Origin of the sequence: Cohnella fermenti (genome assembly GCF_004801405.1) — a bacterium.
Classification (GTDB): Bacteria; Bacillota; Bacilli; order Paenibacillales; family Paenibacillaceae; genus Cohnella; species Cohnella fermenti.
Genome location: NZ_SSOB01000006.1, coordinates 59329 through 75221, shown reverse-complemented (window position 1 = coordinate 75221; position 15893 = coordinate 59329). Strand labels below are relative to the sequence as shown.

Sequence of the window (15893 nt, the reverse complement as noted above, 5' to 3'; positions counted from 1 at the left end):
GAGTCCGGCCGGGCTGCTTGATCTATACGATTGGAGTCTGTTCTATGTCCACCTTAATCGACACGCTGACATCCCTGACGGAAGAAGATATTCGTCGCTGGCTTCGGGAATACCGGGCGCTCGGCCCGCTGCCGGGAATCGCCCTGACGTTCCTCAAGTCGTTCGTCCCGCCGCTGCCGACGCTTGTGATCGTAGGGGTGAATGCCGCGGTGTACGGCCTCTGGCCGGGTTTTCTTTATTCGTGGCTGGGGATGGTTCTCGGCTGCCTGACGACGTTCCTGATCTTCCGCAAGCTGGGCAATCATCGTTATGCCCGGAAGTGGGCAAGCAAGCCAAGCGTCGGCAAGGCGATGATCTGGATTCGGCGCAATTCGTTCAGCTACGTGTTCCTGCTCAGTCTTTTCCCCGTGGGACCGTTCGTCATCATCAATATCGCGGCGGCGCTCGCCGGAATGCCGCTCCGTTCCTTCCTCATCGCCATCCTGTTCGGCAAGGCCGTGATGGTGCTCTCGGTCTCCTACATCGGGTACGATCTGCAGCGCTTCGCCGAGGAGCCGCTTCGTCTGGGCTACGTCGTGCTCTTCGTGCTCGCTTCCTATATTGTCAGCAAGAAGCTGGAGTCTCGCTTTACCCGAACGGCTCTTGACAGTTCCTCCTATGAAAATGATAATTAATCTCAATAGAGAAACGGAGCGTTGAAACGGAGCGTTCGAAGCGGGAGATGAGGGCGTGCGCGACCAGCTTGGCAACCGTACCCGGGACGAGGACGACGGCGTCCCGATGTCCTTGGAGCAAGTCAAAGCTTATATGGAAGATCGTCATGCCTCGCCGTTGCCGATCGAGGAGCTGGCGAGGCTGACCGGACGCAGTCCGAATTCCTTCGGCGAGTCGTTCAAGAAGGCGTTCGGACGGAGCGCGTCGGACTACTTGACGGAGCTGCGGATCGGAACGGCCAAGCGGCTGCTTCGCGAGTCCGGCCTGACGATGCGGGAGATCGCGGCAAGGTCCGGCTACGGCGACGAGTTCTACTTCAGCCGCAAGTTCAAGAAGGTCGTCGGCGTTCCTCCTTCCGTCTACCTGAAGAAGAACAAGGGGCGGGTCGCCGTGCTGACCACCTCCTTGATCGGACAGGTGCTCCCGCTGGGACTCGTGCCGGTCGCCGCCCCTCTTCATCCGAAGTGGAGTCCCTATTACTTCAACTACTATCAGGATCGGATTCCGACGCACCTGCGCTCGGCGGAACACGAGCTGGACGAATTCGACGTCCGCAGCCTGCTGGCGGCGAAGCCCGATCTCGTGCTCTACCAGGAGGAATTGAACGATTCCGACGTCAGGAAGCTGGAGGCGGCGGGCATCGAGGCCGTGCGGATCGAAGCGGACGATTGGCGCGGCGGGCTGATCGAGACGGCGCGGGCGGTGGGCCGGGAGAAGCAGGCGGAGGAGTGGCTCGGGCAATACGAGCGCTTCGCCGCTCAGTCTCGCAGGCAGTTGCGGGAGGCGATCGGGAACGCGACGTTCGCGACGCTGCGAATGTCCGAGAACCGGCTTCATCTCTATACGAACAGAGGCATTCGGGACGCCCTGTACCGGGACCTGCAAGCGAACCCGTGCTGCGGGCTGGGCGGGCTGAGCAACGAGCCGATCGGCTTGGAGGAGCTGCGCGGGCTCGATCCGGACCGGATTCTGCTGCTCGTCTGCCCGGATGCGATCACGCGGATGAATTGGCTGGAGCTGTCCCAGAGTGCCGAGTGGAAGAGCCTGAGCGCGGTCAAGCTCGGGCAGATCAGCTTGATTCTGTCGAATCCGTGGTTCGAATATTCGGCCGTTGCGATCGCGAGAATGGTGGCGGAGACGCTGCTGCTCCAGACGGGGAAAAATCCAACGAAAGAGCTTGAATCCGTCCATGGAGTGCTGGGCGAACGTCCGCTATAATCCCCTTTAGTGAGAATAATTATCAGTCAAGGGGGATTTACATTGGCAAGCACTACGAAGACCAAGGCTCTTCTACTGGGCCAACTGCTCATTCTGTCGTCCGTTCTGGCCGCATGCGGCAACGACTCCAACTCGGAGTCCGCCGTCTCTCCGTCCGCGAGCGCTTCGGGCAGCGCCGCGGCGGCAACGTCTGCCGCGCCTGCGGAATCGGCGCCGGCTTCGGAGGAAGCGTCCGCCTATCCGCTGACCGTGACCGACGAGCTCGGGCATACGATCACGATCCCGGCGAAGCCGGAGCGCGTGTTCGCGCCGACGATGGAGGATTCGCTGCTCGCTCTCGGCGTGACGCCGGCCATTCAGTGGTCGAACGGGGTTGAGCCGCAGAACTACCTGCAGGACCTGCTTGCCGGCGTGCCGGAGATCAGCTACGGCGAAGGATCGCCGTCGTTCGAGGCGATTCTGGAGCAGGAGCCCGATCTGATTGTGCTGCACAATTCCTATTACGCCGACGAAGGCTTGTACGAGCAGTACAGCAAGATCGCGCCAACCTACGCATTCAAGAGCGCCTCGGAGGATCTGGACGGCGCGATCCGCACGCTCGGGCAACTGCTCGGCGAAGAAGCGAAGGCGGAGGAGGCCAAGCAGCAGTATTCCGCCCGGGTCGAAGCGGCGAAGACGCAGCTCGGCTCGCTCAGCGAAGGGAAGCGTGCGGCGATTATCCGGTTTAACGCCAAGGGGATGTTCTTCATGAACAGCGGTTACTTCAGCGGATATGTGCTGACGCACGAGTTGGGCTTTGGCGAGAGCAACCTCGTGACCGAAGGGGCGTTCGAGGTATCTCTGGAGGCGCTGCCCACGCTTGATGCCGACTACATCTTCCTGATCAACGACGGCCATCTCGGCGATGCGGCGCTTAAGAGCTTGAAGATCAGCGCCGTCTGGAACAGCCTGGCTGCGGTCAAGGAAGGCCGCGTCTTCGAGACGAACGCGGATTACTGGCTTAGCGGCGGCTACATTGCCCAAGGCAAGGTCGTCGACGATGTAGTCGGCTTCCTGACGCCATGATGAGGATGGTTGCGGACATTATTCCGCATACGGCGGACGGCTGCTTCGAGCTGACGATCGTCTCCGGGGCGGGGCTCGAATACCGGCTTCTGTTCTCGGAGCCGGAGGAGCCTCCTCCGGAAGCGGGATACGGGATCGTCTTCGCGCTGGATGGAGACGCGACATTCCGCACGCTCGCGGAGACGGTTCGGATGCAGACCCGCAAGCCGAAGGGGTATGAGCCGATCGTTGTCGTCGGCATCGGCTACCCGTCGCGGCAGCCGTTCGACCTGGAGCGGCGCTGCCGGGACTTCACGATGCTGAAGGAAGGAGCGACGCTGCCGAAGCGCCCGGACGGGCGCGAATGGCCTCCGCACGGGGAGGCGGACCGCTTCCTCGACTTCCTCGAGCGGGAGGTGCTGGCGTGGGCGGAGAAGCGCTGGCGGCTCGATCCGGCGCGCCGGGCGATCGTCGGGCATTCGCTCGGCGGCTTGCTGGTCCTGCACGCCCTGTTCGTCCGGCCGCGGCTGTTCACGCACTACGTCGCCGGCAGCCCTTCGGTCTGGTGGGCCGATCAGGAGGTTCTGAACGAGCTGGAGCACTTCAAGCGGGAGCGGCGGGCCGGATGTTCCGTTCGCCTGCTGCTCGCCATCGGCGCCGAAGAGCTGGAGGACATGCTGGAGGGCGTGGAGCTTGTCGCCGAGAGGGCCGCTCCTCTTGTCGGCGAAGGCTTCGGGCTGGAGAAGGTTCTGTTCCCGGGCGAGGAGCACACCAGCGTGCTGCCGTCGCTGCTAAGCCGCGTGCCGAAGCTCCTCTCGACAAGCGGCCCCCGGAGAGATTGACTCGCACGATTCTCCCAACTGTCGTATACGCAGGCAGGCTGTTCGTCGGGATGGAACCGACGGGCGGCTTGTTGCTTTTTTATCACCTATTGTATAATAAACGAATATGCCAATCAGCGTCAGAGATGGAGGCAAGGATGGGATGACCGCCGTCAGGCCTTATCTGCGAATGGTGCAGAACGCGGGAGCAAGCGCGGGGATCTCGTTCCGGGAGATTGAAGCCAACCTGATTTACCTTGCTTCCAAGAACGGCAAGCAGTTCGCGATGTACAACGTCGACCTCGGGTTGAACGACAGCTCATCTTATAACATAGCCAGAAGCAAAGCCTCCACGCACTCCGTGCTCGCTGCCGGAGGAGTCCCGTCCATCGAACATCGGTTCCTGCTGAATGCGGCTTCCAAGCATACGACGGAAGACATCTTCGACAAGGCCGAACGGCTCTTCAAGCGGTACGGTTCGAATGCCGTGGTGAAGCGCGATGACGGCGCCCAAGGGGAGAACGTGTTCCTCGTCGGGAATAAGGAGGAGCTGAGGGACCGTCTTGAGCATCTGTTCGCCCTCGAGCTGAACGCCGCGATCTCCCCCTATCGGCCATCCGAGCTGGAGTATCGTATCGTTGTGCTGAATGGCGAAGCCCGGCTGGCCTTCTCGAAGAGCAAGACAAGCTCCTGGAAGCACAATTTGTCCCAAGGGGCTTCTGTCGGAGAGGTGGACGGACTTCTGCAGGGCCCCCTGTTCAAGCTGGCGGAGGCGGCCGCGAACGTCATCGGTCTCGTATTCTGCAGCGTCGATATTCTGGACACGCCCGACGGGCTGCAGGTGCTCGAAGTGAACAGCTCCGTGTTCCTGAGCGAATTCATCAAGGGCAGACCGGATAGGGAAGAGCAGGCGTTCCGGTTGTTCCGGGATGCGTTCCGCCTAAAGTTTGATTAGATCCGGAAGTTTGATTAGATCCGGAAGTTTGATTAGATAAAATAAATTTACCAGGAGAGGGGTAAGCTTCCTGCATGTTCACCGATAAAGCCGTTCTGCTCATCTCATGCATCGACAAGCCGGGAATCGTGGCGGCCGTGTCCACGTATCTGTACGAGAAGGGAGCCAACATCATCTCCTCGGATCAGTACAGCACCAACTATCAGGAAGGCATGTTCTTCATGCGGGTCGAGTTCTCGCTGCCGGGCGAGGGCTGGACGCTCTCCCAGGTCGAGGAAGACTTCAAGCCGATTGCGGACAAGTACGCAATGAATTGGAACCTGTTCCCGAATTCGCGGAAGAAGCGGGTTGCGATCTTCGTGTCCAAGGAGGACCATTGCCTGGTCGAGCTGCTCTGGCAGTGGAAGGCCGGCGACTTCGAATGCGATATCGTCATGGTCGTCAGCAACCACGAGGAGCTTCGCTCCGCCGTGACCGGCTTCGGGCTTCCGTTCTACCACTTCCCGGTCACGAAGGAGAACAAGCTCGAAGTCGAGAAGCGGCATATCGAGCTGCTGAAGGAGCATGATATCGATGTGATCGTGCTTGCCAAGTACATGCAGATCGTCTCGCCGGGCTTCATCGAACCGTTCAAGGACAAGATCATCAACATCCACCACTCGTTCCTGCCGGCGTTCGTCGGCGCGAAGCCGTACGACCGCGCATACGAACGCGGGGTGAAGATCATCGGCGCGACCGCCCACTTCGTCACGGAGGAGCTGGACGCCGGCCCGATTATCGAGCAGGACATCATTCGCGTCAGCCACGATTATTCCGCCGCCGAGCTCAAGCGAGTCGGCCGGATGGTCGAGAGATCCGTCATCGCCCGTGCGCTTCAGTGGTACCTTCAGAATCGTGTCATTATTTTCGGCAATAAGACAATTGTCTTCAAATAAGATCAGGCTCCTCATCTTGTAGGGAGGGGCCGCCCGGCCTTATAATAAGGAAGCAACCGCTTTCACGAGAAAGCGGAGAGAGGGGTGCAACTCCGATGGAGCTTGTCATATCGCCGACTGCGGTGTCCTGCTTCAAGAACGAATGGGGTTACAGCAGCGGAGACCATGTGCGCATCTTCGTTCGATACGTGAGCGGAGGAACGGAGCCGTACGGCTTCGGCATCATGAAGGACGACCCGATGGACCCGGCCACGATCGTCGAAGCCGACCGGGTGAACTTCTACATGGAGAGCAAGGACATCTGGTTCCTCGACTCGAAGCAACTGAAGATCGATTGCTTAAACGGCGACATCGTATTCCTGGTCGGAGACGCTTCCTAAGTCGCACGGATCCATACAACCTCGGAAATCCATACAACCTCGGAACAGCCGCGCGCGGCTGCCCCGGGGTTATTTCTTCTCGGCGTTTGTGCAACCCAACGAACCCCAACGAACCCAACGAACCCTCGCGAATCCAGTATCTCCGCAACCCCCCTCCCCTGGATTTGTGCTATTTTTCACATTCAACATTCCTGAAATAGAGGGCGAATCCGGAATGTATGTGGTTTTCCACATACAATCGGCACCTGGAGCCCTTTCGGAGGTGAATGTATGCGGTTTTCCGCATACAATCGGCACCTGGAGCCCTTTCGGAGGTGAATGTATGCGGTTTTCCGCATACAATCGGCACCTGGAGCCCTTTCGGAGGTGAATGTATGTGGTTTTCCGCATACAATCGGCACCTGGAGCCCTGCAGAGGTGAATGTATGTGGTTTTCCGCATACAATCGGCACCTGGAGCCCTTTCGGAGGTGAATGTATGTGGTTTTCCGCATACAATCGGCACCTGGAGCCCTTTCGGAGGTGAATGTATGTGGTTTTCCGCATACAATCGGCACCTGGAGCCCTGCGGAGGCGGATGTATGTGGTTTAATACGAAAATTAAGTCCCGCTAATGGCGGTCAGTACCGGATTGAGACAGAAAAGTCCCGCCACCGTCTACCGTCCCGACGCGGTTGGCAGGTTGGCGAGTTGATTACCATATTGTGGTGTCAAGAGAGGCGCTATCCCCCTTCTGAACCCTTATGCCTCTTCTCCCCTTGGCTCAGGAACCTTAGCTCGCCGATCATTCGCTTGGGTCTTGGAACTGCCCATTCCCCTTGCACCTCCTTATCCTGAGCGAAAGGGAGAAGAGACCTAAGGCCGCCAGAGGGAATACACGCATGGGGGAGTTTCATCACTGCGGATGGCCGCATACGGATCATTTTCATGGTAGGGGGTGACAACTGTCCTTGTTGTCATCGTTGTTTTTCGCATACAATCGTCGCCCGGAGCCGCATGAGAGATGGGTGTGTTTTTTTGCTGCAGCGGTTCCGGTTGAATACCTCGAACGGGCGTCTGCGCGGGCGGCGATTGAATGGAGAAGTCGAGGTAGCGGGCGCGTTCGGGCGCAGCCGAGGAGGGAAATTATTTTAAATTTAAGGGATTGACACTGATTTAAATGTGGTTTATATTATGGTCATAGCAAATATAAATGAGTTATTTAATTAAATTAAGTAAGTTACAATTAATCGAGCAAGCAAAAATGAGGAGGAACTATCCATGGCAAAGACGAACTGGAACGTAGACGTATCCCACAGCGCAATCGAATTCTCGGTGAAGCACATGATGATCGCGAAGGTGAAGGGCTCCTTCCACAGCTTCGAAGCTCAGATCGAAGCCGACCCGAGCGACCTGACGACGGCAAGCATCGAGGTGCAGATCGATCTGGCATCGGTCGATACGCGCAACCAAGACCGCGACAATCACCTGCGTTCGGCCGACTTCTTCAATGTCGAGAGCCATCCGAAGCTGGTGTTCAAGGCAACGAACATTGTCAGCCACGGCGAAGGCGAGTATGTCGTAACGGGAGACGTTACGCTGCACGGAGTGACCCGTTCCGAGACGTTCAACGTGAGCTACGAAGGCTCCGGCAAGGACCCGTGGGGCAACCAGAAGGTCGGCTTCAGCGCGACGGGCAGCCTGAAGCGCAGCGATTACGGCCTTACGTACAATGCGGCGCTTGAGACGGGCGGCGTGCTGATCGGCGACGAAGTGAAGATCAGCATCGAGCTCGAAGCGGCGACGGCATAAGCTAGCTCGCACCCTCGTACCCTCGCATAACGACAACAGCGGCGCAACCCCGCCAACGACAAACCGGCACTCCCTGTCCAGACGGACGGAGAGTGCCGGTTTTCTTTTCCGCAAATCGCAATCAAATCAATAATGACGGCCCATGATGAAGCGGCTGCTCCAGTAGCCGGAAGTCAGGCTGGAGATCGTAACGCCGGAGCTCTTCGTATTGCTGATGAACTTGCCGCCGCCGACATAGATGCCGACGTGGTTAATGACGCCGGGCGTACCGACGCTGAACATGACGAGGTCGCCGATCGCAAGCTTGGACTTGCTGCTGACCTTCGTGCCGAATTTCGCTTGCGCCTTGGAGCCCCACGGCAGGGTGACGCCGTTCTTCGCGAATACGAGCTTGGTGAAGGCGGAGCAGTCCAGGATGAGCTTGGACGGATTGTTGACGCCGAAGCGGTACGTTACCTTGCCGATATAAGATTTAGCCGTGTTCACGAACTTGTGGCCGTTCGTCGCGTAGATCTCGGCCGCGGAAGCGGTTGGAGCCGGCAGGGCGACGGTGGAGACGGCGGTCATGAGCGACAGGGCGATAGCCGATGCTGCGAGAAGTTTTTTCAGAGCAATCACACATCCTTATGTATTATTCGGACTCGAATGCCCGTGTACAAAACTTAATTTACAATAAAAATTCACTCTGTTCGTTAGTGGATCATTGGTAATGAAGGAAATAAATGTCCAATTTCTGATCGGATTAGGATTTTCTTAGAAATGGGGATCTTAAGACCTATTGTCCGCTACGGGAGCGGGATTCGGGCATGCCGCGCCTCCAGATTTCTCCTAGCGGATGGCAGAATACGCCTTGATGAGGGAGGATCTTCTTTAAGTTTTTTTAATAATTCAGGAAGAATCCGGACAGACAGGCCATCTGTGCCTGAACGCCAACGCGGCGGAGGGGTTGACAACGCCGATGCTGCGGGACGGGGTCTTCTAGTTTGACGCTTGGCCGCATAGGGATGGAGAAGATGGGAAAAGCAAGGTGCGGCGCAAAAAGCCGGCGATATCGGAGGGAAGATCATGCGGAGACGATGGGGGAGGCCGTTCGCGATTCGTTGGAAGCTGCCGCAGCCCGTTCGCAGCCGCGGCTTCCGCGCGGGCGCGCGAAGGCGCGGCACGAGCGCATTCTCGGCTTCGTTCTCCCGAAGCAAGCGCTGGAGGGGGCGAAGACGCGGGAGGGCGGGAAGCTCTTATGCGTCTCCGGGCTCCTCCGCGCAAGGGTGGGTGACGCGTCCGAGAAGACGGATGAAGCGGAGCACGTTCTGGCTGCTGATGCTGCTTGTGTGCTTGCTGGTGACGATCCAGTCCTTGGCTCTGCTCGACAAGCATCTGCGCGTTCCGCTTATGTTCCTGGCCAAGGTCAAGGTCATGCAGAGCGCGACGGAGGCCGTTAATCAGGCGATGCTCGACAACTTGGCGCAAGGCGCGGACGCCGCGAAGATGATCCAGTGGAAGACGAACGACGCGGGCAAGATTACCGGATTCCTGATCGACTACAAGGAACAGATGCGCATTACATCCGAGACGATCCGGGTGGTCGATTCGGTGCTGAAGGACCAGGAAGCGCTCAAGGAGAAAATCCCGATCGGCCACGCGCTGAACAGCCCGCTGCTCTCCTCGCTCGGTCCGAGCGTGTCGGTTCGCCTTCATCCCGCCAGCGCCGTGCAGGCGGAGGTGCGGACAAGGCAGACGAGCGCGGGGATCAACATGCTGCAGGTGGAGATCTACGTTCATATCGCGACGCAGATCGCAATTGTCATCCCGTTCGATCAGGAGCCGAGCCTGCTCGAGACCGACATTCCGCTCTCCTATATGATGGTGGTCGGCGACGTTCCAACCTATTATTACGACGGCAGAGGGAACCCGGTCGGCAGCGGAGCGGCGCAAGCGCCGGCGCTCGCGCTTCCGGATGCCTCCGCTACCACCTCCGCTACCACCTCCGCTCCCGCCGAGGCCGAACAGCAGCCGTAACCGCTGTCATGTGACAAAAGTAATGACAACTGTCACTAGTCAATAAGTTTCATTTCCTATACCTTTGACCTATAGATCCTGTAGGAGGGATTAGGATTGCCTTACTATTATTTCAAGGAGATAAGGACACCGCTCAAGCTGATCGGAATTCGTTTTATGCGGGACGATCAGGGAGCGCTTTGGTACAAAGTTTGGTTCGGTCCCCGCAAGCAGCTCAATCAGTCGCGCAAGTCACGCAAGAACAGGCGCTATCCGACAAGTTGAAATAAACGCACGAGAAACGAACGAGATCCTTCGCCGATGGGGCGGCAGGATCTTTTTTTATGAATTTCGTTTGTTCGCTCAAAGACGATCTTATATGTTCGAAAAAGTGTGATATAATAAAAACGAACGAAAACAAACGAACGAACCGAGGAGGCTCCATCCATGGAAATTCGTCATTCCGTACATCCATCCGATGCCAAGCACTACGATACCGCTCAACTCCGCAACCATTTTCTGATTGAGAAGCTGTTCGAGGCGGACAAGGTTCATATGGTCTACACCCACGAAGACAGAATGATTATCGGCGGCGCCCAGCCCGCGAAGGAAGCGCTGTCGATTGAAGAGCCGGACACGCTGAAGACCGAGTTCTTCCTTGAGCGCCGCGAGATCGGCTTCGTCAACATCGCCAGCGGCGAGGCGATCATTACGGTCGACGGCGAGAAGCATGAGCTCGGCAAGCTCGACACGCTGTACGTCGGCAAGGGCGTTCGCGAAGTCAAGCTCGAGAGCAAGGATGCCGCGAATCCGGCCAAGCTATACTTCTGCTCGGCGCTCGCCCATGCCGCCTACCCGACGCGCAAGCTCGCCATCGCGGATGCCGACACGCGTTACCTCGGTTCGCAACTGACCTCCAACGAGCGGGAACTGAACCGCGTTCTGCACGCGGACGGCATCAACACCTGCCAACTGATGCTCGGCATTACGGTTCTGAAGCCGGGCAGCGTCTGGAATACGATGCCTTCCCACGTCCACGACCGCCGCATGGAAGCGTACTTGTACTTCGACTTGAACGACGATGCCCGCGTCTTCCACATGATGGGCGAGCCGGAGGAGACTCGTCATCTCGTCGTGGCGAACGAGCAAGCGATCATCTCCCCGCCGTGGTCGATCCACTCCGGCGTCGGCACGAGCAACTATGCGTTCATCTGGTCGATGGCCGGCGAGAACTACACGTTCGACGACATGGACACGCGGCAGGCGAGCGATCTGAAGTAAGCGGGAGCCTCCCGCGAACGGGAAGGGGCATTGGCGCATGCTGGCAGCCGCACGACACCAGGCGATCCTGGACTTGCTTCTGCAGGACGGAGCGGTTCAGGTGTCCCTGCTGAGCGAACGCTTCGGCGTAACGCCCAAGACGATTCGGGAAGACCTCGAGAGGCTCGAGGAGAAGGGCCTTCTGCGGCGTACGCACGGAGGGGCGGTGCCTGCCGGCGACGAAGCGGATGCGATGCTTCCGCTGCAGATTCCGGACACGAAGCGGCTGGCGGAGAAGGAAGCGATCGCCGAAGCGGCGCTTCGCTATATCCGCCAGGACGACATCATCGCCCTGGACGCGGGAAGCACGACGCTCGAGATCGCCAAGCGGCTGCCGAACGAGCCGCTGACCGTGCTGACGAACGACCTTCTCATCATGAGAGAGCTGATCGGGAAGGAGCGAATTCGTCTCGTCGTTCCGGGCGGCTACCGCCAACGGAACGTTCTGATCGGCAACGAAGCGGTCGATTGGATCGGCAAGCTGAACGTGCAGAAGCTGTTCCTGTCGACGACGGGCATCCATGAGAAGTTCGGCCTGACCGTCTTCACGGGCGAGCTGATCGAGCTGAAGAAGGCTTATATGGCCGGCGCGAAGGAGATTTACTGCGTGGCGGACCATGCGAAGTTCGATCGCGCGGCGCTGCTCACCTTCGCGGCGCTGGACGACATCCATACGATTATTACCGACGCGGGCCTGGACATCGAGGCTGCGCGTCGATACGAGAGGGGCTCGCTGACCATTGAAAGGGCTATTTGATCTGACAGGACGCACGGCGATCGTAACGGGAGCGGGGCGCGGATTGGGACAGGCGATCGCGGTCGGTCTCGCGGAAGCGGGAGCGGACGTCGTGCTGGTGACGAACCGTACGCCGGCGGAAGAGACGAAGAAGGCCGTCGAAGCTCAGGGACGCCGCGCTCTGATCGTGACGGCCGACGTGGGCGATCGCGAACAGCTTCCTTCGATCGTCGAACAGACGGTCGCGGAATTCGGCCGCCTCGACATTCTCGTGAACAATGCGGGCATTATCCGCCGCACCCCGGCCGCCGAGCATTCCTATGCCGACTGGCAGGAGGTGCTCGACGTCAACCTGAACTCCGTCTACGTATTGTCCCAGCTCGCCGGGCGCCAGATGCTGAAGCAAGGTTCTGGGAAAATCATCAACATCGCCTCGCTGCTCTCCTTCCAGGGAGGCATCAACGTGCCGGGCTACACGGCCGCCAAGCATGGCGTCGCGGGCCTCACGAAGGCGTTCGCCAACGAATGGGCGCCGAAGGGCATCCAGGTGAATGCGATCGCTCCGGGCTACATGGCGACGGACAACACCGAAGCGCTGCGCAACGACGAGAACCGCAGCCGCCAGATTCTCGAGCGCATCCCGGCCGGACGTTGGGGGCTCAATACCGACCTCGTCGGCCCGACGGTGTTCCTCTCCTCGTCCGCTTCGGATTACATGAGCGGCCACGTGCTGGTCGTGGACGGCGGCTGGATGGCGCGGTAAGCGAGGCAGCAACAATCGCCTTTCCCTTGGGAGAGGCTTTTTTTGTTGTTTATGACGCGTCGGAATATGGTAACATGGAGGAAAAAAGAGTGGGAGCAGAGCACGCATGAGTCGAATTGTGGTCGTAGGCAGCATCAATATGGATATCGTGAATCGGGTGGACAGCTTCCCATTGCCGGGAGAGACGATCCTGGGCAAAGGAGTGGCGTACCTGCCGGGGGGCAAAGGGGCGAACCAGGCAGTCGCGGCAGCGCGCGCGGGCGGGCAGGTGGAGATGGTCGGCGCTGTGGGCGAGGACTCCTTCGCCTCCGCGCTGCTTGATTCTCTTGAAGGATACGGGGTCGGAATCGCGGGCGTCGCGAAGAAGCCGGGCTCTTCGGGCCTGGCCTTTATCACGGTTGCGGACAGCGGGGAGAATCAAATTATTCTGGCGGCGGGAAGCAACGGAGAGGTGCGTCCGGAGGATGCGGGCGACTCGCTGCTGGCGGGGGCGGCGGCCGTTGTCCTGCAGAACGAGATTCCTTGGGAGACGAATCTCGCCGTCATGAAGGCTTGCCGCCGCCTCGGGGGCATCCGGCTTGTGTACAACCCGGCGCCGGTTCGTCCGATTCCCGAGGAAGCTTACGGACTTGTCGATCTTCTTGTCGTGAACGAGACGGAAGCCGAAGGGCTGGCGGGCATTCCGGTGTCCTCGCCGGAGGAGGCCGAAGCCGCCGCCAAGGTGCTGATCGGACGGGGAGCGGGCAGCGCGGTCGTCACCCTTGGCAGCAAGGGCGCCGTCTACGCCGAAGCGGATGGCGCAAGCCTGTTCGTACCGGCGCGGAAGGTGAAGGCCGTCGATACGACGGCGGCGGGCGACACGTTCATCGGGGCCCTTGTCGTCGCCGGGGCGGAAGGGAAGCGGGCGGCGGAAGCGATGGCCTTCGCCGCGGCGGCATCCGCCGTTACTGTTACCCGTTCGGGAGCGCAGGCGTCCATTCCGAGCCGCGACGAGATCCACCGGAAGCTGGCCGAGGACGACCGGAAGCCGGAATAGCTCGATCATAAGCCGGGCCAGAGCGACGGAAGTCGGGGAGCGCGATTAGAAGCCGGACGAGCGGCAGGAGCGGTTAGTCCGTGTGAACGCGCTTCGCCCGCTGCTCCGCCCGTTCCCAGCGCTTCAGCAGCGGATAGGGATCGAACGCCCACTCCACCAGGCCGCGGTCCCGATAGACGCCGTAGTGCAGGTGAGGCGGGAACTTGCCCTGGGTGCCCGGCCTTCCGTAGCCGGAGTTGCCGACCCAACCGATCGTCTGCCCCGGTCTCACGATGTCGCCGATCTTGAGGTTTTTCTCGAAGCCGCTGAGATGCGCGTAATAATGATACAGGTTGTCGAGATCCCGAATGCCGACCCGCCAGCCGCCGAACGGGTTCCAGCCCTTCACCTCGACGATTCCGTAAGAGGTGCTTCGGACCGGCACTCCGTGCCTGGCGAAGATGTCGGTTCCCTCGTGAATGCGCGCTCCTCCCCATCCGCGGCTGTTGCCCCAAGTGCTTCGGTAGGCGTATACGGAGTTCTGCGGCAAGGGGAAAACATGGTCGGACAAGTCCAGGCGGTTAAACGAGGAGTAGATACGGTTGAATTGGACGATCCGCTGCACGGCGCGGGTGTTCTGATAATATTCCCAGAGGCCGATGGCGAAGTCGTCCCCGGAGCTTCCCTGGGACCGAACCCGTTCGGCTACCGTGTACAACAGATCGATGTCGTTCTCCCGATCGGCCCGCCCGTCCCCGGAGCCGTCCTGCCCGATGCCGCCGAACACCCGGATCGACGACGGGTTCCCGTCGCCGGGATCGGGATTGAGATACCCGGCCCAGCGCTCGGGAGAGATGTAGATGCCGACGCTTGTCTGCTCGCTTAAGGGGCGCGTCTTCGGGTGAGCGCGCGAAAGCATCGTCTCGTAGCGGTCGATCGCGGCGATCGATTGCCAGGTGAGCCCGGTCAGCACCGCGATGTGGTCGTACAGCTCCTGAAGCTTGCGATTGTGCGCTTCGGGGTCCTGCGGCGCGGCGCTCGACGAAGCCGCGGGCAGCGGCGATGCCGCCGCGACGCATCCCGCGAGGACGGCGCAACTTAATCTTCGCATGCGGCGAAGTCCTCTCCAACGTAAGCCGAACGTCATAAACACGAGCCTCCCCATCTTGTGCGTATGAGGGTTAGAGTTAGCAGAACGTTGGTTTTTATGTGAAACCTGCTATAATAAGGTGACAGAAAACAGGGGGTAAATCGATGACTTCGAACTCCAAGCCCAAGAAGCCCGATTGGCTTCGAATCAAGCTGACGACTGGCGACAACTACCAAGAGATCAAGGACATGATGCGGAGCAAGACTCTTCACACCGTCTGCGAAGAAGCTCGCTGCCCGAATATATACGAATGCTGGGCCAACCGAACCGCTACCTTCATGATTCTCGGCGACATCTGCACGCGGGCTTGCCGCTTCTGCGCGGTGAAGACCGGCATGCCGACGGAGCTCGACCTGGGCGAGCCGGAGCGCGTCGCGGATGCGGCTGTCCAGATGAACCTGCGCCACTGCGTGGTGACGTCCGTCGCCCGCGACGATCTGAAGGACGGAGGCGCGTCCATCTTCGCGGAGACGATCCGGGCGATTCGGCGCAAGCTGCCCTTCTGCAGCGTAGAGGTGCTTATTCCCGACTTCCTAGGGAACTGGGATGCGCTCAAGGTGGTTATGGATGCCAAGCCGGATATTCTGAACCATAACGTGGAGACGGTCGAGCGGCTGTCGAACCGGGTTCGCGCGAAGGCGAAGTATCCTCGCACGATGGAGCTTCTGCGTCGGGCGAAGGAGATGCAGCCGAACATTCCGACCAAGTCGAGCATCATGCTCGGGCTCGGGGAGACGCTGGAAGAGGTTCACAAGACGATGGACGACCTGCGCGCGGTGGATTGCAACATTCTGACGCTGGGCCAATACCTGCAGCCTTCGTCCTCGCATATCAAGATCGAGCGCTACGTCCATCCGGACGAGTTCGCCCAGCTTAAGCTCGACGGTCTGGCCAAGGGGTTCTCGCACGTCGAATCCGCGCCGCTCGTCCGCAGCTCGTACCATGCGCATGAGCAAGTGAAGTCGGCTTCGGCCAATCTTATTCATTCCTGATCATTCCTTACACCGCCCGGCGAGAAGACGCTGCGGATAGACCCAAGCGGCAATCGAGAGGAGAA

17 protein-coding genes are annotated in these 15893 nt (G+C 59.6%); 15 read left to right on the top strand and 2 right to left on the bottom strand.

Going from position 1 to position 15893, the window contains the following annotated elements; genetic code table 11:
• The first annotated feature begins 44 nt into the window (after positions 1 to 44).
• The 8 genes from E6C55_RS06150 (at position 45) to E6C55_RS06115 (ending at position 7857) form a co-directional block, all read left to right on the top strand.
• A complete protein-coding gene (locus E6C55_RS06150; RefSeq protein WP_136368909.1) occupies positions 45 to 674 on the top strand; it encodes a TVP38/TMEM64 family protein in 630 nt (209 codons plus the stop codon).
• 55 nt (positions 675 to 729) lie between these two features.
• The gene (locus E6C55_RS06145) at positions 730 to 1932 is read left to right on the top strand and encodes a helix-turn-helix domain-containing protein (protein WP_230986564.1); all 1203 of its coding nucleotides are present in this window, start codon (positions 730 to 732) and stop codon (positions 1930 to 1932) included.
• A 42-nt stretch (positions 1933 to 1974) separates the two neighbouring features.
• On the top strand, positions 1975 to 2997 hold the full coding sequence (locus E6C55_RS06140; RefSeq protein WP_211093532.1) for an ABC transporter substrate-binding protein: 1023 nt from the start codon (positions 1975 to 1977) through the stop codon (positions 2995 to 2997).
• Positions 2994 to 3818, top strand: coding sequence for an alpha/beta hydrolase (locus tag E6C55_RS06135; RefSeq protein WP_230986563.1), 825 nt, complete (start codon positions 2994 to 2996; stop codon positions 3816 to 3818). The genes E6C55_RS06140 and E6C55_RS06135 overlap by 4 nt, the downstream gene beginning before the upstream one ends.
• A 142-nt stretch (positions 3819 to 3960) precedes the next feature.
• Positions 3961 to 4752, top strand: coding sequence for an ATP-grasp domain-containing protein (locus tag E6C55_RS06130; protein WP_168735486.1), 792 nt, complete (start codon positions 3961 to 3963; stop codon positions 4750 to 4752).
• Positions 4753 to 4826: 74 nt separating this feature from the next.
• The gene (gene purU / locus E6C55_RS06125; RefSeq protein ID WP_136368906.1) at positions 4827 to 5687 is read left to right on the top strand and encodes a formyltetrahydrofolate deformylase; all 861 of its coding nucleotides are present in this window, start codon (positions 4827 to 4829) and stop codon (positions 5685 to 5687) included.
• A 95-nt stretch (positions 5688 to 5782) separates the two neighbouring features.
• Positions 5783 to 6067 carry a Fe-S cluster assembly protein HesB gene (locus tag E6C55_RS06120; protein WP_136368905.1) on the top strand — a complete coding sequence of 95 codons (285 nt, stop codon included), beginning with the start codon at positions 5783 to 5785 and terminating at the stop codon, positions 6065 to 6067.
• Positions 6068 to 7326: 1259 nt separating this feature from the next.
• Complete coding sequence (locus tag E6C55_RS06115; protein WP_136368904.1) at positions 7327 to 7857, top strand: YceI family protein; 531 nt, start codon at positions 7327 to 7329, stop codon at positions 7855 to 7857.
• A gap of 126 nt (positions 7858 to 7983) precedes the next feature.
• Here E6C55_RS06115 and E6C55_RS06110 read toward each other — a convergent pair whose 3' ends face one another.
• Positions 7984 to 8475, bottom strand: a complete 492-nt coding sequence (locus E6C55_RS06110) for a C40 family peptidase (protein ID WP_230986562.1) — start codon at positions 8473 to 8475, stop codon at positions 7984 to 7986.
• A 447-nt stretch (positions 8476 to 8922) separates the two neighbouring features.
• On the opposite strand from E6C55_RS06110, the gene yunB reads away from it, so the two are divergent.
• The 6 genes from yunB (at position 8923) to rbsK (ending at position 13707) form a co-directional block, all read left to right on the top strand.
• On the top strand, positions 8923 to 9873 hold the full coding sequence (gene yunB / locus E6C55_RS06105) for a sporulation protein YunB (RefSeq protein WP_136368903.1): 951 nt from the start codon (positions 8923 to 8925) through the stop codon (positions 9871 to 9873).
• Between the two features lie 96 nt (positions 9874 to 9969).
• Positions 9970 to 10137: a hypothetical protein gene (locus E6C55_RS33690; protein ID WP_168735485.1), complete on the top strand. Its 168-nt coding sequence runs from the start codon at positions 9970 to 9972 to the stop codon at positions 10135 to 10137.
• Positions 10138 to 10299: 162 nt separating this feature from the next.
• The gene (kduI, locus tag E6C55_RS06100; RefSeq protein ID WP_136368902.1) at positions 10300 to 11133 is read left to right on the top strand and encodes a 5-dehydro-4-deoxy-D-glucuronate isomerase; all 834 of its coding nucleotides are present in this window, start codon (positions 10300 to 10302) and stop codon (positions 11131 to 11133) included.
• Positions 11134 to 11170: 37 nt separating this feature from the next.
• On the top strand, positions 11171 to 11929 hold the full coding sequence (locus E6C55_RS06095; protein ID WP_136368901.1) for a DeoR/GlpR family DNA-binding transcription regulator: 759 nt from the start codon (positions 11171 to 11173) through the stop codon (positions 11927 to 11929).
• Positions 11913 to 12671, top strand: coding sequence for a 2-dehydro-3-deoxy-D-gluconate 5-dehydrogenase KduD (gene kduD / locus E6C55_RS06090; RefSeq protein WP_136368900.1), 759 nt, complete (start codon positions 11913 to 11915; stop codon positions 12669 to 12671). Before E6C55_RS06095 ends, kduD begins: the two co-directional genes overlap by 17 nt.
• Positions 12672 to 12777: 106 nt before the next feature.
• Positions 12778 to 13707, top strand: coding sequence for a ribokinase (gene rbsK, locus E6C55_RS06085; RefSeq protein ID WP_136368899.1), 930 nt, complete (start codon positions 12778 to 12780; stop codon positions 13705 to 13707).
• A 73-nt stretch (positions 13708 to 13780) separates the two neighbouring features.
• Here rbsK and E6C55_RS06080 read toward each other — a convergent pair whose 3' ends face one another.
• A complete protein-coding gene (locus E6C55_RS06080) occupies positions 13781 to 14797 on the bottom strand; it encodes a M23 family metallopeptidase (RefSeq protein WP_136368898.1) in 1017 nt (338 codons plus the stop codon).
• Between the two features lie 143 nt (positions 14798 to 14940).
• Between E6C55_RS06080 and lipA the strand changes: the two genes are divergently transcribed.
• Complete coding sequence (gene lipA / locus E6C55_RS06075; RefSeq protein ID WP_136368897.1) at positions 14941 to 15828, top strand: lipoyl synthase; 888 nt, start codon at positions 14941 to 14943, stop codon at positions 15826 to 15828.
• Positions 15829 to 15893: the final 65 nt, after the last annotated feature.